Raw genomic sequence first — 22607 nt, 5'->3', positions numbered from 1 at the left:
GTAGTTTATAAAGAGTAACTTAACCCTAGGAAGTACTGTCTACCGAAGTATTGGATTGTTCCTGTCTGATGTTCTTCACCAAAATAGGTTTTGTTCGGTTCATCAGTTAAGTTATTAATTTGGAATAAGAACTTAAGTCCATTTTCCAGAGCGTATGAAGCTTGATAATCCACAATCGTTTCGGCATCGAAGAAAGCAAGTTGTGATTCAACTGCCACTTGTTCTGAAACATAGCTGCTACGATATCTCATGCTGACGCGAGTATCGAAACCGTCCAGAGTATAGAACAAGGTGGTGTTGAGTACGCTTTCTGATAAACCTGGTAATGGAATGGTTAAGTTTGAACCACTTAAATCTGTGGTAAATTCCACTTCACTGTCTGAATACGAGTAGCTGCCAGTGAAGCCAAGACCGCTGAGTGGCGATGGTAGGAAATCAAAGACTTGGGTATAACCTAACTCAACACCACGAATGTAGCCGCCATTGTCGTTGTTGATTGCAGTTTGATATTGACCTTCATCTTTTACTACTGGGAATTCAACACCATTATCGATAATAGTATCGGGGACGATAAATCCATTACCTTCAAAATCAAATGGTTGGATTGTAAAATTGTTGATAAAGGATTTAATATCTTTGTAGAACAAGGCTACGACAACCGCACCTTCAGAATCTTCAAAATAGTGCTCGTAAGATAAGTCGTATTGATCGGCATAGAACGGATCGAGTAGAGGACTGGTGTTACCCCAAGCATTGTACTTTTTGTATCCCGGAGTAGCAGAATCGTCATACCAAGATCCCATGCCTGACTTTAGCTTGTCGATTGGAGGACGTGACATCACAGAGGCTGCAGCAAAGCGCAGTTGATCATTTTCAGTGAGGTGGAAAGTTAAGTTGAGTGACGGTAAATAATCGGTATAGGTTTTACCTATCTCGTTACGGATATAATCGGTACTGATCACGCCAAGTTCATCAGTAATCGCTTCACCTAGACCATAGCCAACTTGTTGTAGACCTTTACTGCTTTGATCTGTTTGAACAACACGCACGCCCACGTTACCCGTGACTTTCATATCGCCTAAGTCAAACTCGAGATTACCTTGGACATAGCCAGCTAATACATCTTCATTGACCGAACCGCTTTGGATCATGGTCCAGTTATTAGACCAATTTGCTGTCGGGGTGAAAGGGGATTGTCCTGTTGCCGCTAACTGCGCGTTAACCAGCTCAATGGCTTTGTTGAAATCAACGGAAAGGAAGTTAGGGTAGCCTGATAATTCACCGCCAAAGTTGACGACATTTGTCATGTCAGTGTTCATTTGAAGCACCGGCTGGTTAGTTGGGTTTTTACCAAATTCAAAACCATAACCGGCTTGTGAACGTTGCGCATTAAACTCACGTTCTGAGTAGCGCAGACCAAAATCAATTGAAGTTAAGAAACCAGAATCTAATGCATAGTTAAAGTCTAACTTGTAGGCGACAAGATCATTTTGTTGATCGTATGGCCACATACCCACTTCTTTTAAACCCAAGGTCGCGGTATTGGTATAGTCGTTTGAAAAACTGACATCGGCTGGGCTTAAACCATGTAGTTGATAATTAATTGATTCGGCTGAGCGTACTTCATTACCTATATCATCATATAAAACTGCACGAGTGCCGCCGTTGACGAACTCACCATCGGCTTTTGAATAGCTCACATCACCTGCGACAGTTAATGCGCCGCCATTGTTCCACTCAATATTGACTGAGCCTGATGTCAGTTCTGAATATTTTGAGTCGTTATCATTGATAACAAAAACGGCAAAGTTATCAGTACCATCAGTTGATACCGTTCCGCCTGTCATAGAACCATTTTCGACAACCGCATCACTAATAGTACCGTTTTTTAATGACTTAACGCGAAAGCCTCGGGCAAAGTTTTCGGAAGTGAATTTTGAATGGAATAAATCACTTTTTATACTGAGATTGTCTGTTGGTTGCCAATGGATAGCCGCCATATAACCATCACGTGTATCATCACCGCCTTTTTGCTGTAACTCAAAACCTTCACTGATTGATTCGGCAGCACCGTCGCCATTGACATCTTTTTTATCGTCGTTGAAACGTAAACCAATGAATTGACTGGCAACATAAGGTTGGTACAAATGGGCATAGCCTAGCGCCACACCGAGTGTATCTTCAAGGAATTTGCCTTGATAGGCAAAGCTAAGACGGTTGCCATATTGATCGGCATCGGAAATCTCATCCGCTCTGTCATTAAAACTGCCGCGAGCATTGATATTAAATGATTGGTCTTTGTCGCTTTTTAAGGGATCTGCGGTTTTTAATTCTACCGTACCGGCGACACCACCTTCAATCAGCGAGGCTTTTGGTGTTTTATAGACGGCGGCTTGACTAATTAATTCGGATGGATATTGGTCAAACTCAATCGCGCGTTTACCGCCCGTTGTCACTTGTTCGTGTCCATTAAGCGTTGCAAAGACGAAATCACCATCAAGACCTCGAATATTGAGGCCGCTTGCTTGTCCACCAGTGCGCACTGCAGTCACGCCTGGTAAGCGAGTCAGTGCATCAGCGATTGACTGATCGGGAAGGGCGCCAAGATCATCTGCTGAAATCGATTCAGAGACGGTATCTCCAAAGCGTTTATCATTTAGTGATTTGATGACACTGGTTCTAAAGCCTTTAACTTCAATAACCTCAATAGCAGCTTCTTTTGCTTTTGCTTCCTTATCTGTGGTCACTTCATCTGCCGCATAGGAGTGCATACTGGCACCTGCGGCGATGAGCGCTAAGGTTAGCAAACTGGGTTTAAATCGCATCATATCTCTCTTCCCCTTGGAGTCGCTTTATCGCTTTGTAGAGCGTTTTATCGTTATCACCGCGTTATTTTTGCGGCCTTTTTTTGGTATATGGGCGCTTAATTGACTGCATAAGTGCTGCGTTTATGACCAAATTGTTATGCAACGGTGAAGATACTACTCCCGAGTTTCTTAGCTGAACAACAGAGTGCATACGTATTCAATACCTAGCAGAGTTAAGAATAGACTGTGATAGAGGGTGAACTCAGGGAATAAAATGATTTTATTTTGTAATCAAGTGACTGTTAATAAAAAGTAAATTCCATTGTGATGCCATGTGACTATTGGCTGCATCTTCTGCATACGTATGCAGGTGTATTGAACCTTATTTCCCTCTTCACGTATGCTCGGTAACACAAAATAAGCCGCGATGACTTTACTCTGCAGTAACAAAACGATAACTGTTTGCTTGAGTGTGTTAGGGAAAGTTCGCTGTAGAATAATGATAAAGGGGCAACAATGAGTGAGTTAACGTGGTGGCGTGGTGCTGTGATTTACCAAATTTATCCGCGTAGCCTTTTAGATACCAATGGTGACGGCGTCGGGGATTTACGCGGCATTATCATAAAGCTGGATTACATTGCGAGTCTCAATGTCGACGCCATCTGGATTTCACCTTTCTTTAAATCTCCTATGGCAGATTTTGGCTACGACATCAGTGATTACCGCGAAGTTGACTCTCTTTTTGGCACTATGCATGATTTCGATGAATTGATTGAAAAAGCCCACGGTTTAGGTATTAAGGTCATTATTGATCAAGTATTAAGTCATACCTCGGACCAACATGCGTGGTTTATCGAGAGCCGCGAAAACCGTTCGAATCCCAAGGCGGATTGGTATGTATGGGCAGATCCTAAGAAAGACGGTACAGCGCCTAACAACTGGCTCGCGATTTTTGGCGGTTGTGCTTGGGAGTGGGAACCGCGCAGACAGCAATACTATTTACATAACTTCCTGCGTAGTCAGCCCGATATTAATTTCCATCATCCCGAAGTGCGCCAAGCTGTGCTGGATAACGTTGAATTTTGGCTTAAAAAGGGGGTAGATGGCTTCCGCTTAGATGCCATTACCTTCTGTTATCACGATGAACAGCTCAGGGATAATCCGGCAAAGCCTAAGGATAAACGTCAGGGCCGAGGTTTCAGTGAAGATAACCCTTACGCCTATCAATATCATTACTACAATAATGACCGTCCGCAAACCATTGCGTTTATCGAAGATTTACGAAAGCTCATCAATCGCTATCCAGGAGCGGTGACCTTAGGCGAAGTCTCTGCCGAAGATTCTTTGGCTGTAATGGCAGCCTACACTAAGGGCGAAGATCGCCTGCATATGGCATACAGTTTTGAGCTGCTGACTGATGATTACAGCGCAAGTTATATTCGCCAAACTGTAGAAGCGTTAGAAGCGAGCATAGGTGATGGCTGGCCTTGTTGGGCTATCGGTAATCATGATGTGCAGCGCGTGGCGAGCCGTTGGGGGCAGGGCAAACAGAATTCAGACATGGTCAAAATGCTCAATGCCATGCTAAGTTCACTGCGCGGTAGTGTGTGTAGTTATCAAGGTGAAGAACTCGGTTTAACCGAAGCGCCGATTGAATACCATGAGTTGCAAGATCCCTTTGGCAAAACCTTCTGGCCTATGTTTAAAGGCCGTGATGGTTGCCGTACGCCAATGCCGTGGCAGCAAGGCGCCGATTTTAGCGGTTTTAGTGAGGTTTCGCCTTGGTTGCCGATCGCCCCTGAGCATCAAGCGTTAGCTGTGGATGTACAAGAATCAGATGCAGATTCCATGCTTAACGGTTATCGACGTTTTCTTGCTTGGCGTAAATTACACCCAGTGCTGGTTGAAGGCGATATTCAATTTGTGGATACCAACGAGCCCATCTTGGCCTTTATCCGCACCTTAGGTGAGCTCAAAATATTCGTCGGATTCAACTTAGGCGATACCGATGTTGAGTTGGATTTATCACAGTTTAAATTTAGTGAAATATTGACGGGACACGGCCTTAAACCCGCACAAATAGAACACAATCAGCTGAAGTTTTCGGCATTTACCAGCTTTTATGCAATGTTAAAGTGAAAATGATTCATTTTTATTCGGTTGAAGTGTTATAGATACGGGATCCCAAGCTCACAGTTCGATATAAACCCGCCCACGGGCACCATGGGGAATGTAACCTTAATTAGTTCCTGATAATAAAAACATACAGAGAGAATAACTATGGCGTCATCAATTAATACCGGTAGCTACATGAGCAGCACTGGCGAAAATGGGTCGGGCAGTTATCGTTTTGCCTTGATCTCATTGACTTCACTGTTTTTTATGTGGGGTTTTATCACCTGCTTGAACGATATTCTGATCCCGCATCTTAAAGCGGTGTTTTCACTGAATTATACTCAAGCCATGTTGATCCAGTTTTGTTTCTTCGGTGCTTATTTTCTAGTCTCAATCCCTGCGGGTAACTTAGTGAAAAAGCTGGGTTATCAAAAGGGAATTGTTACAGGTCTCGTGATTGCAAGTATTGGTTGTGCGCTGTTTTATCCTGCGGCGGCCCTCGCTACTTACAACTTGTTCCTCGGTGCATTATTTGTTTTGGCATCAGGCATCACAATCCTGCAAGTGGCAGCCAATCCTTATGTCAATGCCTTAGGCAGTCGCGAAACTGCGTCGAGTCGTTTGAATTTAACGCAAGCGTTCAACGCCTTAGGCACAACGGTTGCGCCGTTTTTTGGTGCTATGTTAATTCTTTCTGTCGCCAGTTCAGTATCAGGCGATTTAGCCCAAGCGAGCGCTGAAGCAGAAGTGGTTAAACTGCCATACCTGTTACTTTCTGGCGCCTTGGCAATTTTAGCGCTGATTTTTGCGAAGTTAGATTTACCTGTGATCCGTGAGCATGATGAAAGTGTTCAAGGTGAAGTTCAGACCCATCTAGGCAAAACCAGTGCCTTACAAAGTAAGCACTTAGTGCTCGGCGCTGTGGGTATTTTCGTGTATGTCGGCGCAGAAGTGTCTATCGGTAGCTTTTTAGTTAGCTTCTTAGGTGAAAGCCATATAGCGGGTATGCCAGAAGCTGAAGCCGCCCATTACATCGCCTATTATTGGGGCGGCGCTATGGTGGGACGTTTCATTGGCTCTGTGGTGATGCAAAAAGTACCAGCAGGCTCAGTACTTGCATTTAATGCTTTTATGGCGGCGCTACTTGTGGTTGCAGCGATGACAACCAGTGGCAGCATTGCTATGTGGGCAATCCTTGGGGTGGGGTTATTTAACTCGATTATGTTCCCAACGATCTTCAGCTTAGCGCTTCGTGATTTAGGTCCACACACTTCACAGGGCAGTGGCATTCTGTGTTTGGCGATTGTGGGCGGCGCGATTTTGCCTTTATTCCAGGGCATGTTAGCGGATAATCTTGGCGTTCAGCTCGCCTTTATTCTGCCCGTGATTTGTTATGGGTTTATCCTGTTCTACGGGGCTAAAGGCTCAAAAATGTAATGGATTAAACTGACTGTGGCAAAAAAGCGATCTTAGGATCGCTTTTTTTATGGCTTTAACCTTAACTCGGCGCCAGCGCGCTTGCGTATTAGGGCCTGACCTCCTATGATCCTCCGGTTTTATCATTCATGGTGACCTTTTAAATGTTGAATTCTCCGCTTTCTGCCAGCTCGAACGAATTAGTGATCAGTATCTTAACTATGGTGCTGAGCCAAGGAAAACCCTTAGATCGGGCCTATTCTCAGCATTTTTCTGGGTTGCAATTAGTACCCGCCGAGCAGGCGCGTATCGCATTAACGACGGGTGATATCCTACGTCGTTTAAATTTATATTGTTATCTGGCGGAAATCAGCCCAGATGAGATGGAGCGTTTTGGCTCTAAATTGCTTAATGCTTGGCATTTATTCCATGGGCTTGAATTGCCTAAAATGCAATATTCGCTGCAAGTTGATGAGGTGCGTTTAGCTGAGCGTATCGAGCAAGCGAAAACTAAGCCTGTATTGTGGGACGGTTGCCCTGAGTGGCTCGATGTTATGGGCCGTGAGCAACTAGGTGAGTCTTGGGAAAAAGAGCGCGCCGCGTTAAGTACTGCGCCGAAACGTTTTTTACGCGCTAACGGCCTTAAGGTGAATCGTGATGAACTGGCCGCTAAGCTTGCCGCCGAGTTTGTGAGCACGCTCTGTGTTGATGGGGTCGATTCAGCCCTTGAAGTGACCTCCGATTCAGCCTTGTTCCGTACCCAAAGCTTTAAAGATGGCTTATTCGAGCAGCAGGATGCGGGCTCTCAGCGCGTAGCTGCGGCGCTTGATGCTAAGCCAGGCATGAAAGTTATTGATGCTTGCGCGGGTGCGGGCGGTAAAACCTTACACATAGCTGCGCAAATGCAGGGTAAAGGACGCTTGTTGGCCATGGATGTGGAGCAATGGAAACTCGACAAACTCAAAGAGCGTGCCCGTCGTAATGGGGCACACAATGTCGAAACCCGTGTTATCGCCAGCAGTAAAACCATTAAACGCTTAAAGCTCAGTGCCGATAGAGTATTGCTTGATGTGCCTTGCTCTGGTTTGGGTGTATTAAAGCGTAATCCCGATGCAAAATGGCGTGATACCGTAGAGCGTTTACCCGTGTTAATGGAACTGCAAAAACACATTTTGAACAGTTATAGCCGCATGGTCAAAGTCGGTGGCATAGTCGTCTATGCGACTTGTTCTATCTTCCCTTGCGAGAACCGCGGTCAAGTGGATGCGTTTTTAGCCGAGAACCCCAACTTTCGCCTGATTGAGGATGAAAGTATCAGCCCAGCCGATAGCGGCTTTGATGGCTTTTACCTTGCCAAACTTGAACGTATTCAAGAATAAAGCATTGCTTTTTAGACTAAAGTAAACCTTTTACCTCGCAGGTAAAGGGTTTACTTAATTAACATTAGTGCCTAGAATTTCTTATAAGTTATAAATATTTAACATTGTTAATCAGTATTTATATTGCAACTTTGCTCTTAAGGAAATTATGGCGTACGGCGTTAACCTTCCAGATCTGCTCGATCATGCAGACGTTAAACTCGCCCACAATGTCAGCATAGCTTGTTATAGCAGTATTCTTTCTATGCTGCTCAATGGCGCACCGCTACATGAAATCTTGCACGCCTTAGTCTTAAAAATCGAAGCTCAAAAAGTAGGAACCAGAGGGTCTGTGTTACTGCTCAGTGTTGACGGTAAACGTTTGTTATTAGGTGCGGCCCCCAATTTACCCAACAGTTACAATCAAGCCATTAATGGTGTCGAAATTGGCCCCAACGTGGGTTCTTGTGGCACGGCAGCCTATTATGCGCAGCGTGTCATCGTTGAAGATATCGCCCAACATCCTTACTGGGTTAATTATAAAGAACTGCCATTGCGTGCAGGTCTTAAATCTTGCTGGTCAGAACCTATCAAAGATACTCATGGTAAAGTGCTAGGCACATTTGCCATGTATTATGATACGATAAAGTCACCGACAGAGCAGGATTTAGAACTCATTTCAGAGGCGGCAAGACTGGCGAGTTTAGCCATTGAACGCAGTCGTGCAATGGAATTTCAGCATTTAGCTGTGAAAATTTTTGACCGACTACCCCTTGCTCTGGTTATTTCCAATTCTGACGATGCAGTTCTCTATGCTAATCCTGCGTTCAGACATATAGTTATCCCTCAAGATACTGATATCGCTAATTTTCATCCTAAGATTTTTTTAGCATCATCCCAATCTAATGAATTAGTGGGGTTATTTGAGCATTTAGCTCAGGACAGAATGTGGCAGGGTGAGTTGGTGGGTCTTAGGGGAAATGGCGAGGAGTTTTATCTTGACCTTATCGTCACAACCTTCCGAGAGTCCAATGGTCAGCAACCCTGTTTTGCATGGCTATTTTCAGACATTAGTGAACGTAAGAAAGCGGCGCAGCTGATTAAGTATCAGGCCAATAATGACTCTCTTACCGGACTTGCTAACCGCAATGCGTTATTCAAGCAGATCCAAGCGTTAATTACCTCCGATAGTTTGACACCCGGCTTTAGTTTTATGTTGATGGATTTAGATAACTTTAAGCAAGTCAACGACACCCATGGCCATGACAAAGGTGATGCACTGTTAGTGCAAGTGGTTAAACAGATCAGCGAGTGTGTCGATGACACTATGGTGTTTGCACGCTTAGGAGGGGATGAGTTTGCCTTGCTATTACCTGGGGTTGTTAACCAGAAAGAGTTGGCACAAATTGCTGATACAATTAACAAAAATGTGGCAAAACATTATGTGCTAGCCGATGGAAAAGGCGTTTATAGCTCGGTAAGTATAGGGATTGCACGTTTTCCTGAAGATGCCCTCGATCTTGAACAGTTGTTAAATTGTGCCGATCAGGCCATGTATATTTCTAAGGCAAATGGTCGCAACCGATATCATTTTTTTACTGAACAAATGCAGCTAAATGCCGAGCGTGTTGCTAGCCTTCATAATCAGCTTAAGCAGGCATTAGATCAGCATACCTTCGAGCTTTATTACCAACCCATAGTCAATGCGACCACTGGACTGATTGTCCGTGCTGAAGTGCTGCTGCGCTGGCAGCATGAGGGAACGTTTATTCCACCCGATGAATTTATTCCCATCGCTGAGAACAGTGGTTTAATTGTTGATATTGGTCGAGATGTTCGCCTTGGTGCTATGCAGACTATTTTAGAGATGCATGAGCGAAATTGGCCCATTAATTTATCGGTGAATGTCTCGACCTTTGAGTTTTGGTCCCATGAACTACAAGATGCCTTTGTGGAGTCCTTTGCTGCGATTACCGAGCAACTTGAGGTGACAGATTTCCCCTATGACAGATTAACCCTTGAGATCACTGAATCTTTGCTGATGAAGCAGCATACGTATCTTATTGATGTACTTAATGGTTTGCGAGTTAAAGGGATTAAAATTTCCTTGGATGACTTTGGGACGGGTTACTCATCTCTATCTTATTTAGCTAATTTCCCTATCGATCAAATTAAAATCGATAAGAGCTTTATCGACAGATTAGATGAAGGCAAACGTCACGAAGCGTTGGTGGAGGCCATAGTGCGTTTAAGCCATGCGTTAGATTTAACTGTGACGGCAGAAGGGGTAGAAACTGAGTCCCAGCTAAAATTTGTAATGGCAAATCATATTCAAGAAATTCAAGGCTATTTATTTTATAAGCCTATGCCCAAAGCTGCATTCTTTGCCCTGTTGGCAAAGCAAGCTGAGCTACATAAGGGTTTTGACGTTTAACCTTGATGTTTGACCTAGATGTGAGGGCGGCTTAATCAGTGACAGTCTGATTTTAATATTGGGTTTAGATGTAAGGTAAGAATTCAAGTTTTAGATATAATGCATTGAAATGTAATAAAAAGAGCGCCGAGGCGCTCTTTTTATTACTGGAAACAGGTGCTGTACTGAGTCTCTGCGTTCACATTGAGTCAGGTGGCGAGCGCTAAGATTTAGCGGTTATCTGGCTGTTAATCACTAGACTCAAGTATTCAGTAAAGTCATGACCGTGATTCTGCAGCATTTTGGGGAACATAGAAATCGGCGTGGAACCTGGGAAGGTATTGATTTCATTTAGTAAAATTTCATTGTCCGCGGTTAAGAAAAAGTCGATGCGCGACAGGTGACGCAATTTCATACCTTTAAAAGCCTTGATTGCATAGGCGCGGATTTGTTCACTGATCTCAGCTGACACATGCTGTGCCACCACATCGGTGCGTGCTTTACTGTTTTTGGCGTATTTCTCATCGAAGGTGTAGAAGGTGTTGGTATCACAGATGATTTCACCTGGTACTGTCGCCACCACTTCACCGTTGTACTCGTATACTGCGACTTCTAACTCACGGGCTTTAATGGTTTTTTCAACGATAACATAGGGCGCATAGCCGAAAGCATCTTTAAGCACGCCAGCGACTTTATCGCTGTCATCGACTTTATAACAACCAACAGAGGAACCCTGTGAGGCCGCTTTGACGAAGATGGATCCCCATAGTGCTAATGCGGCTTGGGTTTGCTCTATTGCTGCATCATCGAATTGGTTTAGAAAAATATACGGAGTATTCGGAATACCTAAGGCCGAGAACCACATTTTAGCGGTGATCTTATTAAAGCAGTTACTGCTAGCCTCGGACTCACAGCCAAAATAGGGCAGTTGGATTAGGTTAAAATAGGATTGAATGTCACCTGTTTCGCCGGGATAGCCATGAATGCAGGGAATGACGTAATCGACCGGCCATGGGGCTTTGCTCTCATCGCGGAAGCGAATTTCACGGCTATTGGTCAGTTCACAATCATCACCCGCAGCGGTGCGGTATTGACCAAATTTATCCAGTTCGACTCGCAATACACAAAACTGCTCGGATTTTGCCAGTGAGGTTTCAAAATAATTGGCCGACATGAGTGAAATATCGTGTTCGGCACTTCCGCCGCCGCACAGCAAAAGCAGGTTGATCTTAGACATTGTGAGTGATTCCTCAAAGTGAGCAAAATCGGATGACATCGGCCTGTGGCAATACGAATATCATCCTATAGTACAGCCGCTGTCATCTTAGTTTTCTTGCCCCTATGAGTGCAAGGTTTTGCTGACTGATGGCTATTAAGTGGTGAATTTTAACGCATTACATCGCATTGCAAATATGGGGTAGTGCCTTTGTCGGGTTTATTTTGATTTTTGTGGCGTGAGATGGCAATGTCGTTGGACTATTGCTTCGTCACCGTCATCTAAACTGTGCAACCCAGTACGAGTGACATTGACTTTAGGCAGATTACAGCATGGTATCTCATGGTGAATAAAAACATTCGGTTAGCCCGCTTACAGGATACAGATAGTGTGCAGGTATTACTTGAGCAACTCGGTTATTCTTTGCCCCATGCTGCTTTAGCCCAGACGTTAAGCCAATATCAGCATGATTCTTTGTGCCGCAGTGATGAATTACTGGTGTATGAGCAACATAATGCGCAGGGTGACATGCAAGTTGTCGCTGTGATGGCCTTGATGTTCTTTGATTATTTCCCCGCCTTGAGTCGTATCTGTCGTATAACCGCAATTGTGGTGGATGCCGACATGCGGGGTCAGGGCGTTGGCTCTCAGTTGATTGCCTTTGCGAAAGAAAGGGGAAAGCAAGAGAATTGCCAGTTACTCGAACTCACTACATCGATGCAGCGCATTGCCACACAGCAATACTATGAAAGTATAGGGTTTACCAAAACGTCCTTTCGCTACAGCTTAGTGTTGAGCGAACAAAACGGCTAATTCTTGGCTCGAGCGAGCATAAACAGATCCGTTGTCCTTGTGCCTTCGGGTACCGGAAAAACGTTGCGGGTGACATTGATAATTTCAAATTGATTTTAGCAACTGATATTGCCTGGCCCACAGCCGATATTTAGTCATCCGAATTTGTACATTAATACCAAAGCTCAGAGTAAGTAGTTCAGATCAAAACAGATGTTTAGCCCTAAGTTATAGGCATGATTTTTATGTAAATTTACCATTAACTCTACATCCATCAGTTGCGCTAAGGTCACTGGTCTCGCTTCCCAGCGCGGTGCGTGTCCAGCATCATTACACTGTGCTAGGTATAAACGTCGCGTACTTTGATGTATGCCAAAATACGTCATATTACAACGCTGGCTAATCGTTAAATAGGGCTCAAAGTCGAGTGCATATACCTGCATGTCTTTAAATACTGACCACTGGATATAGCGGGTTTTTTCATAATAACGTTTAGGTAAAGCGGCATCTGGTGCTATGGCGTCAAACAAGGCAATAACGGCTTGTAGATCCTTAAGTATAATAATGTCCTTTTTAATCAATGTTTAAATCCTTAGTTTCATGGTTAGAGTAAATCTAAAAGTCATATCTTAAAATGTAGTTCCTAAAGTGTTCCCCATTGACCACAAAGCTTCATTCACCCCCAAAGGCGGTCGGCAAGACCCGATGCGCGTTGGGTTGCTTGGCTACTGGCCCGCTCGAATACGTGCTGGGTGCCTAAGCAGGTAAAGTGGACTTTAGCGCGGGTGATGGCGGTGTAGACCAACTCTTTGGTCAGCAGTTGCCATTGGGCTAGGCTGGGGCTCGGCGGCAATACTAAGGCCACACGGCTAAATTCGCTGCCTTGGCTTTTGTGTACTGTCATGGCATAACAGGTTTCATGGCTGGGCAAACGGGCTGGCAAGACTTTTAACAGGCTGCCATCGGCCTTGATGAAGTGCGCCATTAAACGTTCGGGTTTATCTTCATCCTGCAAAATCAATCCGATATCACCGTTAAACAGGCCTAAGTTATAGTCATTGCTTTGGATGATAATTGGCCGACCCAGATAAAACTCCTGTAGCGGTTTAATCAGCTTGGCATTGGCCAGTGCTTGAGTCACATACTGATTGATGCCTTCAACCCCATAATCGCCCGAGCGCATAGCACATAGAATACGGTACTGGTTAAAGCGTTCAATGATGTCTGCTGTGCTTGGATGCTTGCTTAAATCACTATTACTTGCATGGCTATTCAAGGCACCGAGATAAGCGCCATATTGCTGGCAGGCTTGCTCCAGAAGTGAATTGAGTCCCACATTATTAGCAGGCTCGCTCACTTTGGCTTGGGTTTGGCTTACGACCATACTGTGTTCTAACCAGCTCAATTCTGCAGGTCCCTGTTGCCATACCTGCAAAATGCCTTGAAGATCTGCGCGATTGACGGCACTGGAGAGCAGTCCAATCCCCGCATCGCCTTTAAATCTGTGGCTGTGCATTAGCATACATAAGCTATCGCCAAGTTTAGGGGCGTCGCTGGTATAGGGCGTTAACTCAAAACCCGTTAAAGCACTCAGACGCTGGGCTTGTTCTTTGGAATAGCGCATTTGCCACAGAGCAGGGCTGTTTGACGCTATGTTATTTTGCGCAAGGTTATTGGGAACAACTGGTATTTTAAGGCCCGCACAAATATCGGCGAGCACAGCACCCGCCTCAACCGAGGCGAGTTGGTCTTGATCGCCGAGTAAAATCAAACTGGCGTGCTCAGGCAGTGCGCTGAGCAGTTTATACATCATGGGCAAATCGACCATAGAGGCTTCGTCGACAATCAATAAGTCGAGCCTAAGCGGATTACCTTGATGGTGGCGAAAGTGCGGCGAATTGGGGATCACCCCAAGCAGTCTGTGTAAGGTTGATGCTTCCTCTGGAATACGCCCAAGTGCCGTTAAAAAGTCTTGGCTATTTCTATTGCGAGCTTCATCAATAACATTAGCATGGGCGCTGAGTTCCTTCGCCAGACGCGCTTTTGAGGCTTTGATTGATTCGCTTAAGCGAGCCGCCGCTTTTCCCGTTGGCGCGACTAAACGGATTTCCTGCTGTGATTCCATTTGTAGCAATAACAAAAGTTTAGTTACAGTGGTGGTTTTCCCCGTCCCTGGGCCGCCAGTGATCACCGACAGTTTTTTACCCAGCGCTGTGGCCGTGGCGACCTTTTGCCAATCAATGGGTGCTGTGTCTTCACTGTTAGTTAGTACATTGGTAGTGAGTGCATGGGGCGCGAGCACATTGGCAGGGAACAGTTGATCTAACAGTGACCTCAACTTAGCGATTTGCGGTTGCTCTTGGTGGCTTGCTTCTTCAGATAATTGCCTAGATACGCTTCCGGACAAGCGGATTAATGAGGCGGCGACTGAGGTTTCAAATTGATGATAACGTTGTAAATAGAGTCTGCCATTATCAAAAATAAGCGGTTTGTTACTGCCTGCTTGGCCGACAGCATCAAAAGTTTGTAAGGTCTCTGTGAGTGCTTCGAGGCTTAAGGTGATTTTACAATGGCTATTTTGTTCGGCCATGGGATTGAGTGGCACAATATGGGCTAGCACTAGGCAACTGTGCTGTGAAGATAATTGCTGGCTTAATAGCGCACATAGCAAAATAAATAAGGGTTGTTGGCTGTCGCTTGGATGTAAGAGACTTATTTCGAGTGCGAAATGCCGATCGAGCGGTGTGAGCAGTCGTTCTTGCTCCCACTGTTTTAACAGCTCTGGCAGCGGCGCTGTAAGCTGAATTGCGCCATGGTCTATCCATTTCGCCGCTGTGAGTGAATGTGCATTTAGCCCTTGGGTTGAGCGCATCATGCCGTGACTCCTGTATCGATTGCACGAGCCAATTTGCTGTGAAATAAATTGTCATTAAAAAGTGAATCTAGCGCGAGAATAAGTGCCTTCGGCGGCTTGTCGTAATAAATACCATAGCCGGGATATTGAGCCGACATTCCCCGTAAGAACAAGTAATAACAACCGCCTATGTGGCTGTCGTAGTCATAACTTGGCAGGCGTAAACTCAAATACCTGTGTAGCGCCAATGAATAGAGAATGTACTGCAAATCGTACCTGTGATCGGTTATTGCGCTTTGCAGCGCGCTCTGATGATAGGCATTGATGTTGTCGCCTAAATGATTCGACTTATAGTCGGCGATATAATATTGACCTTGGTATTCAAAGGTTAAATCGATAAAGCCTTTGAGCATGCCCTTGAGATCATCAAACTTAAGTGTCGACTCATAGCCAAACTGCTGCAGTAGCGCATTGAGCTCAGTATCTTTAAGTTCGCTTAAGGGTAAATAAAACTCCATTTCGACTAAGGTATTCTGCGGCGATAATTTGGCTAAGCACAGATCTGGATGAGCAGGTTTGACGGCGCTTACATGCCCCGTGACTTGCGACTCTAAGGCGTGCGGTATCGCGCAGAGCGGTGCATGCAGTACATCCAAATACCAAGTATGTAATACTGTTTGCCATTCGGGCGCGATACCGTATTGCAGCATGGCTTTAGGCAATTGCAGCGGTAAGTCGATTTCTGCCTGCGTAAAATCAATCTCTTCTAACACTAAATGCATAAAGCTACCGGCATTGGCGCCGCGCTCAAAGTTAAAGCGATTGAGCATGCCATCCTGCAGCTCATGGCTTGCCTCATCAGGAATAGAGAGTGTTTGCGCAGCCATATATTCAAGCGTGCCTAATGCTTCATCATCGGCGCCCGGAGCGGCTTTGCCATGGCTGGTATTTTTAACTAGGCCTGAATAACTGCCGACTCGCCACGGCGTGCAGTATTGGCGGGTTAAGGTTTTCGCGCTCAGTATTTGTGCTACGTCTTGGATTGAGGGCAATGGCCGCTCGTCTATGTCATCGGGCACCTTATTAATACTTATGGCTTCCACATCTTGTGCGAGCTGCTGCGCTGCATTGCAGATACGGGCAAAGTCACATTCTGAGTCGCCTATGCCGAGTAGATAGCCGATGGCGGTTTCATGCAGCTGACTTTTAAGGCCATTTTTAAGCTGACGACTGTGATTGGCGATATACAAGTAACACAAATACACAGGCCGAGTGAGCGCCACATATAACAGGCGCAAGTCTTCGGCCAAGGTTTCTTGTTTGGCGCGCTCCCAACCCTCATCCGTGCCTTCGATATCCCATACTAGCTCTTGCTCACCTGCATCGTTGGTTCTGTGGTACAGCATAGGCGTCGGGCGGCGGCGATTGTCGCGGGCTAGGCTGACAAAGGGCACAAAACACACGGGGTACTCAAGGCCCTTACTCTTATGGATAGTAACGATCTGCACTAGATTCTGCTCGCTTTCAAGGCGCAGCTGCTGTTCATCGGTGCCCGTGTTATCAATCAGTTGCTGTTCATACCAATTGAGCAGGGCGCTAATACCATCAAGCTCGGTGGCTTTTTGCTGTAATAGCTCGGCGAGGTGGCGAAAATCCGTCAGGCGGCGCTCGCCGTTGGTGGCATCTTGCTCCTGTGCATCGGTTTGCGTACTGGCGGTGTGCAGTAAACGGTCAATCAGCTTAGTGCTATTGGCTAGGCTTAATAGCGCGGGCATGATGCCGCGTTTTTGCCACACTTGGTGCAAGTTAAAAAACTGCTCTAATAACAGCTGTCTGTGTTCTTCATCTTGGTTAAAGGCATGAATTTGCTCGGCGCTGTAGCCTAATAATGCCGTGGCTAGGGCGCTTCGCAATGCCCGTTCATCCTTAGGATTCGCTAGAGAGCGCAAAATTAACGCCATTTCCTGCGCTTCAAGGGTATCGAACACACTGTCACGACTTAAAAACACTGCGCCTATGTGGCGTTTACTCAATGCGGTTTTCATCACCGCCGCTTCGTTGCGATCCCGCACTAAGATAGCGATGTCTTTAGCGATCAAAGCTCCTTTCGGGCTGTTGCATTCGCCATTGGCGGCATCTGTCAGTAAACGGGTGATCTCCGCTGCTGCATCTTCGGCGAGCAAGTGTCTGGCGGTGGTTTTGTTGAGGCCGTTTTCTGCGCTTTCGCTTAAGAGTCTTAATCTTAAGGCGGCGGGGTTTGCGGTTTTTTCAGTGAGGATTTTCCCTTTAGCACTGCTGGGCGTTTTCACGCTATCAAAGGGGATCGACTGACTGATAAAAGGATCGTGATGCTGGCTAAACAGATGGTTAACCCCAGCGACCATGTTTGCGCTTGAGCGGTAGTTGGTATCCAGATGATAGTGGGCCTGCGTATGATGACGGGCCTCAATATAGGTATGGATATCGGCGCCGCGAAAGGCATAAATGGCTTGCTTAGGATCGCCAATCATCAACAGGCTGAGCTTGTTCTCTGTAGTATCTACACCTTGCTGCTCAAACGAGTAGCGGCCTTGGTAGATGCCAGAGAAGATCGCAAATTGCAGCGGATCGGTATCTTGGAATTCATCGATAAGCGCGACGGGGAAACGTGTCGCTACGGCTTTGGGCAAGGTTTCATTATTGGCGTTTAACGCGCTCGCTAATGTCGTGAGTAAGTCATCTGGGGTCAGCACATTTTTTTGTTGTTTTTGCTGGGCAAATCGCTCGCTTATGCCGAGTTTCGCGCTATATAAAAATGCTGGTTTAATGGCGGCAATCAATGTGGCGAGTTGCTCCATATGATCCATCAGCGGTGCTTCGCTCACACTTGGGATGACGCCGCCCTTGTTGAGTTTTAACTCAGACAGCGATAAGGCTTCTAACTCTTTCAGCGGCGGCAACCCATGACCGAAGGCGAGCCAGTTATCTAATGCATCGAACATGGCGGCGAGCTTGGGGTACTTATCCGTTGCTTTGCCAAAGCGGGTGCCGTTGAGTGGCAAACTGTGTAGCAATGCCAATAAGCCATCGCGTCCCCTTGGCCAAGCTAATTTAAAGCGCTCTAAACTTTGGCGTAGTGACAGGGCTAAGGCATCAAACTTAAGCGCGGGTTTCAGAGGCTTTGCTTGACTGGCGCCAAGGAGCGGTCGCAACTGTTTGACTAAACCATCGGGCTCGCCAAATTCCTTGGCAATGATTTGCGCTAAGTAATCGGGCAGCGGATAACAGGCCTCACGCCAAAAATCCCGCACGGCATGGTGCAAAAATTCGCTGTCGTCCAAGGTAAAGTCCGATTCGAACAGTAAGGAAGACTCAAAGGCGAGATCCGATAAAATTCGCTGACAGAAACCGTGAATGGTAAAAATCGCCGCTTCATCGAGGGATTTAAGGGCGAGATCGAACCGTCTCAAGGCAATGGCGCGTTCACTCTCTGGGGTGTTGTCATACAACGCCTGTACAAAGGGATCGGCAATCGTTAGCCCTAAGAAGCACTTAAAGGCGACTTGAATACGCCGGCGAATACGATCTCTTAACTCTTCGGTGGCCGCATTGGTGAAGGTGACTACGAGAATTTGTTCGCAGGTGAGCGGCGCAGGAATGCCATCACCAAGCAATAAGCGTAAGTAAAGACCTGAAATCGTGTAGGTTTTACCTGTGCCAGCGCTGGCCTCAATAAGACGACTACCGCCAAAGGGCAGAGTGAGAGGATCAAGCGCTTGTGGTGCAGACTGTAAGGCTTGCGTGTTCAACGGCATTTGTTCACTCATGCTTGCTCTCCCTGTGCGCTATTGCGGTTCAAATGTGGTGCGAGAGCTTGTGTGTCAGTCGCGTGTTCATTAGCAGGGCCTTGGCTCATGCCATCGTTTAGCGCAAATTCCTCAAGCTGAGCCAGCGTGTCTTTGAGATATAAACTCACCATAGGGCGATAGATACGCTCGGCTAATGCGCCAAAGCTATCCTCAGAGAAATCCCGCGGGAAGCTGAATAATCGCTGGTAATGGGGCTCATTTCCTTCTCCAAAAGCAGCTTCACCCAATTGACTCTGCTCATCTAACCATTCGGGTAACGCTTGCTGCAAACGCTCATCGTGCTCACCCTCGCAGCTGACGTAGGCCAGTGACGTGCGCGGCATAAAACATAGTGGGTGTTGTTGGCCTTGGTAAAACAACACCAACAAATCGGCCAGTAACACATGGGCGCGCTCAGCAGTGATTGGAGCCAAGGCGTGGAAGTGCCCCATGTCGAGTAGATAGCTTGCATGTGTGTGGCCCATTGCCATTAAACACAGGTGGCGAAGGTACAACCTCAGCACATCGCGGCCGTGGGCGCTACCAGGGCGGTAATTGACTAATCCCTTAGGACTTATGTCATCAATACGGCCTTGCAGTAACACTTGCTGGGAGTTACCCGCCGTGATGGGCAAGTCAAACACGAGTTTAATATCGGCGTGACTGCTGGCTTGTTCTCCCTTGAGGAACAAGGTTCTGCCAATCAAAGGTTTAATATCATGCTGATATTGGCGCAGTAGCAAATCATCGAAGGGCTGCATGGGCAAAGTGCCACTGGCTTTGAGGCGTTTAATCAGTTCAATATCGGGCTCAGTTAGGCCTTGGCCTATGGCATCGTCGAGTAACTGGGCCTGCAACATATAGCGCTCTAGGGCATTCAAGCTAAAGGGCTCGTCATTATCATCGGCCTGAATATTAAGGCTGAGATCGACTTTTAACGTACGGTTGAAGAAGTACTGCGCTGGATTTCGAAAGAAACGGATCAGGGCCGACACATCCACTTGCTTGCTTTGCTGCTGTTCGTGCACAGAAGCGGGCTGTGCCTCTGTATCTGGCACTGAGTCTTGTTCATCCGCTTCGAGCATGATGCGAGTTTGCACGCCGATAAAGCGGCCCGCATGTGTGCCCGCAGCGTCCGCATTGGGCGGACACCATTGCAGGCTGTAACTTTGGCCTATGCCCGAGTTATTTTGGGTTCTGCTTGATCCATCTATGTTTGAGCCATCTTTGTCATCATTTTTTACTGTGGCTTGATACAACTTGGGATCAAAGGGTTGCAGCGGCTGGTGGCTGACAATTGCGTTATAGAGGGCTTTTTCGGCATCCTCTGGGTCTATGGGGCTTGAAGCGTTTTGCGATTGAGCCAATAGCGTTTCAGGTAGATAGCACAGCTGACAATATTCAATCAGTTCAGAGACGAGCATAGAGGCGATACGCTCAGAGTTATCCCGTTCGCTGCGGCCAATATAGCTGATATACAGTTGTTCCCGCGCCGACAATAAGGCTTCTAAAAACAAATATCTGTCATCGAGGCGGCGGGAGCGATCGCCTTTACGGGCGCCGAAATGCGCCATTAAATCAAAGCCGACGGGATGTTGAACCCTAGGATAAACCCCATCGTTCATGCCGAGTAAACACACGACCTTAAAAGGAATCGAGCGCATCGGCATCAAGGTGCAAAAGTTCACGCTCCCCGCAAGATAACGCTGGCCGACCCGAGATTCGGTTAAGCGTTGATTAAACCACTGTTGCAGCACTTCAATACTGAGGCTCAGTCCGCTTTTGTTCTCTTGGGCTAGCGGCGCTAACGGGCTTGTATCCAACGTTTTTGTATCAAAGGGCTTGCCCGCCGACAGTAATTCTTGCTCTAGGGCGGCAATGGCATCGCGGATTTCCTGTAATTGTTCGCGCTCGTCTTCATCTGTGTCGTAGAAGGCATCCAGTAGCTCAGTTAATTCCGCTAAACGCTGTGCGCCCACTTGTGGCAGGGCGAGTATTTGCGCCGTTTCATCGAGCACTTCAATAAAATTGAGTAGCTTACCTAACGCCTGCGCCGATTGGCCTTCGATGCCAGTGACGACAAGATGGTCTTGGTAGAGCGGCGCATCGTCACTCAAGGCGTAACCTAAAATCAGCCTTTTAATACCAAAGGCCCAAGAGTTTTGCTCAAACGCTGGCACACCTTGTTTAAGGCGGCTTTGTTCATCGCGACCCCAGCGTACGCCCGCTTCATCTAACCAGCGGCGGATCAGTTGCAATTCATCGTCATCGAGTTGGAAACGGCGCAAAATGGCGGGCACTTCGAGTATGCTCAAAATGTCGGTCAGACCGAAGCGACTCTGATTAATCCCTAGTAAATTTAAAAAGCTATTGATGAGCGGTGATTCCTGCGCTGCGCCGCGATCGGCAATGGCGTAGGGAATGTAATGCAGGCCTTGCTTCGCCGAGAAGACGGCATCGATATAGGGCGCGTAGGCGGCGACATCGGGCATCATCACCACTATGTCTTTAGGCGTCAGGTCGATATCATTGCTGAGCAACTCAAGCAAGTGATCGTGTAGGGTTTCGATTTCCCGCAGTGGGCTGTGACAACTCTTGACTCGAATGGATTCATCGTCGCGCTTTAGTAGGCGTCTGTTCTCGACATTTTGGTACAGCTCGGCATCTGGCCCTAGCACTCTGTCTAAGGTTTGCATCTCTAAAATATCGTATTGCACGCCGTGGAGCATGCTGGCGTGACTATGTGGCGAGTTGGGATCGTCACAGGGTTCACAATACACATCATCGCCAAAGTCGCAGTGTTCGGCGGGGAGCTCAAGCAGCATATCGAGTAATTCACGGCCCATCTTGCCGTTATTGGCAAGCAGCGGATTGCCCACTTCGAGTTTATCTTCCCACAGTTCGGCTAATTGGCGTTTACCCGCATATTGCACCGCTATGCGAGCCCGATTACGGGGATCAACAATGTCGCCCCAATAGTGCTGACACGGACTTAAACCCAGCACGATCACATCGATACGGCCTGCCAGATGGTAAAGCACTTCAAGGGTTTGCGGCGCCATTGAGGAAATGCCAAACACAAATAGGCGTTGTGGCAATTTGGCGAGTGACGTGTCGGGATGATTCAGCGCGGCAATTAAGTCACTGTGCAGGTTGGCCCTGTGGTAATGGCTTTGATTAAGCTCATCACGGTTAAAGGCAATGAGCGCGCGCCATAAAATGGGTTGCCAGCATTGGTCTTCATTCAGCGGCTTGGTGAGTGAGTCGGGCTGCTCGTTTTGCTCCCACGCTAAAATCCAATCGGGGCGATACACTAAGTATTGGTCGAAGATATCGGCAATCCGGCCACAGAGTTGGTACAGCTTAATGTCGTCAGCCGTCATATCACTCGTGTTGTGCTGTTCATTCGTGTCGGCGGCATTTGTGCTGGATTGCTGATGACTTAGATAGTGTCTCAATGGCCCAAAGGCGTCATTTTGCAACATGCGCGGTAAGAGTTGCATCAGCTTCCACGTCATTGCCGCCTTAGTGAAGGCGTTATCCTTGGGCACATTGGGCAATAAGTCATGGCACAACTGCCAGGTAAAGCTCGATGGCAGCGGGAATTCCAATGCGGCGGCAATTCCATTCTGTTTGGCGATTTCGAGGCGCAGCCAAGTCGACATGCCAGGACTCTGCACCAGAATATGCTCGTTACTCAGTAGACGTGCAAAAGCAAGGGGTTGGGTCAGGTAAGCGGCTAAATGGGCGCAGAGCACTTCCATCTGATTGGACTGGATTAACTTTAGCATGTGCAACTCGGCATGATG

At 46.9% G+C, this 22607-nt stretch carries 11 protein-coding genes; 5 read left to right on the top strand and 6 right to left on the bottom strand.

Going from position 1 to position 22607, the window contains the following annotated elements; genetic code table 11:
* Nucleotides 1-5: 5 nt before the first annotated feature.
* Entirely contained in the window at nucleotides 6-2828 is a 2823-nt protein-coding gene (locus tag L5M71_RS17780) for a TonB-dependent receptor (protein WP_263209194.1), read from the bottom strand.
* Between the two features lie 495 nt (nucleotides 2829-3323).
* Here L5M71_RS17780 and L5M71_RS17775 point away from each other — a divergent pair, with 495 nt between their 5' ends.
* The 4 genes from L5M71_RS17775 (at nucleotide 3324) to L5M71_RS17760 (ending at nucleotide 10130) form a co-directional block, all read left to right on the top strand.
* Nucleotides 3324-4946 (top strand): alpha-glucosidase family protein, encoded by a 1623-nt coding sequence (locus L5M71_RS17775; protein WP_263209191.1) that lies wholly within the window; start codon nucleotides 3324-3326, stop codon nucleotides 4944-4946.
* A 141-nt stretch (nucleotides 4947-5087) separates the two neighbouring features.
* Nucleotides 5088-6359 carry a sugar MFS transporter gene (locus tag L5M71_RS17770; RefSeq protein WP_263209189.1) on the top strand — a complete coding sequence of 424 codons (1272 nt, stop codon included), beginning with the start codon at nucleotides 5088-5090 and terminating at the stop codon, nucleotides 6357-6359.
* Between the two features lie 143 nt (nucleotides 6360-6502).
* On the top strand, nucleotides 6503-7717 hold the full coding sequence (locus tag L5M71_RS17765) for an RsmB/NOP family class I SAM-dependent RNA methyltransferase (RefSeq protein WP_113939628.1): 1215 nt from the start codon (nucleotides 6503-6505) through the stop codon (nucleotides 7715-7717).
* A gap of 148 nt (nucleotides 7718-7865) precedes the next feature.
* Complete coding sequence (locus L5M71_RS17760; protein ID WP_263209187.1) at nucleotides 7866-10130, top strand: EAL domain-containing protein; 2265 nt, start codon at nucleotides 7866-7868, stop codon at nucleotides 10128-10130.
* A gap of 202 nt (nucleotides 10131-10332) precedes the next feature.
* On the opposite strand, the gene L5M71_RS17755 is transcribed toward L5M71_RS17760, so the two are convergent.
* Nucleotides 10333-11346, bottom strand: a complete 1014-nt coding sequence (locus tag L5M71_RS17755) for a D-alanine--D-alanine ligase (RefSeq protein ID WP_168825124.1) — start codon at nucleotides 11344-11346, stop codon at nucleotides 10333-10335.
* A gap of 321 nt (nucleotides 11347-11667) precedes the next feature.
* On the opposite strand from L5M71_RS17755, the gene L5M71_RS17750 reads away from it, so the two are divergent.
* The gene (locus L5M71_RS17750) at nucleotides 11668-12138 is read left to right on the top strand and encodes a GNAT family N-acetyltransferase (protein ID WP_263145773.1); all 471 of its coding nucleotides are present in this window, start codon (nucleotides 11668-11670) and stop codon (nucleotides 12136-12138) included.
* A gap of 164 nt (nucleotides 12139-12302) precedes the next feature.
* On the opposite strand, the gene L5M71_RS17745 is transcribed toward L5M71_RS17750, so the two are convergent.
* The 4 genes from L5M71_RS17745 to recC all read right to left on the bottom strand — a co-directional run bounded on the left by L5M71_RS17745 (nucleotide 12303) and on the right by recC (nucleotide 22589).
* Complete coding sequence (locus L5M71_RS17745) at nucleotides 12303-12698, bottom strand: hypothetical protein (RefSeq protein ID WP_263209185.1); 396 nt, start codon at nucleotides 12696-12698, stop codon at nucleotides 12303-12305.
* Nucleotides 12699-12793: 95 nt separating this feature from the next.
* Entirely contained in the window at nucleotides 12794-14992 is a 2199-nt protein-coding gene (gene recD / locus L5M71_RS17740; protein ID WP_263209183.1) for an exodeoxyribonuclease V subunit alpha, read from the bottom strand.
* Entirely contained in the window at nucleotides 14989-18777 is a 3789-nt protein-coding gene (gene recB / locus L5M71_RS17735) for an exodeoxyribonuclease V subunit beta (protein WP_263209181.1), read from the bottom strand. Before recB ends, recD begins: the two co-directional genes overlap by 4 nt.
* Nucleotides 18774-22589 (bottom strand): exodeoxyribonuclease V subunit gamma, encoded by a 3816-nt coding sequence (gene recC, locus L5M71_RS17730; protein WP_263209178.1) that lies wholly within the window; start codon nucleotides 22587-22589, stop codon nucleotides 18774-18776. Before recC ends, recB begins: the two co-directional genes overlap by 4 nt.
* Nucleotides 22590-22607 lie beyond the last annotated feature (18 nt).

It is taken from the genome of Shewanella sp. SW1, assembly GCF_025653545.1.
Classification (GTDB): Bacteria; Pseudomonadota; Gammaproteobacteria; order Enterobacterales; family Shewanellaceae; genus Shewanella; species Shewanella oncorhynchi.
Note: the sequence above shows the minus strand (reverse complement) of the source record. Positions and strands in the feature narration are given on the sequence as shown.

Excerpts from the sequence above, each read along its gene's own strand:
- L5M71_RS17760 (WP_263209187.1), top strand. The coding sequence starts at position 7,866 with ATGGCGTACGGCGTTAACCTTCCAGATCTGCTCGATCATGCAGACGTT.
- recD (WP_263209183.1), bottom strand. The coding sequence starts at position 14,992 with ATGATGCGCTCAACCCAAGGGCTAAATGCACATTCACTCACAGCGGCG.
- L5M71_RS17765 (WP_113939628.1), top strand. The coding sequence starts at position 6,503 with ATGTTGAATTCTCCGCTTTCTGCCAGCTCGAACGAATTAGTGATCAGT.
- L5M71_RS17770 (WP_263209189.1), top strand. The coding sequence starts at position 5,088 with ATGGCGTCATCAATTAATACCGGTAGCTACATGAGCAGCACTGGCGAA.
- L5M71_RS17755 (WP_168825124.1), bottom strand. The coding sequence starts at position 11,346 with ATGTCTAAGATCAACCTGCTTTTGCTGTGCGGCGGCGGAAGTGCCGAA.
- L5M71_RS17750 (WP_263145773.1), top strand. The coding sequence starts at position 11,668 with ATGGTGAATAAAAACATTCGGTTAGCCCGCTTACAGGATACAGATAGT.
- L5M71_RS17780 (WP_263209194.1), bottom strand. The coding sequence starts at position 2,828 with ATGATGCGATTTAAACCCAGTTTGCTAACCTTAGCGCTCATCGCCGCA.
- recC (WP_263209178.1), bottom strand. The coding sequence starts at position 22,589 with ATGCTAAAGTTAATCCAGTCCAATCAGATGGAAGTGCTCTGCGCCCAT.
- L5M71_RS17775 (WP_263209191.1), top strand. The coding sequence starts at position 3,324 with ATGAGTGAGTTAACGTGGTGGCGTGGTGCTGTGATTTACCAAATTTAT.
- recB (WP_263209181.1), bottom strand. The coding sequence starts at position 18,777 with ATGAGTGAACAAATGCCGTTGAACACGCAAGCCTTACAGTCTGCACCA.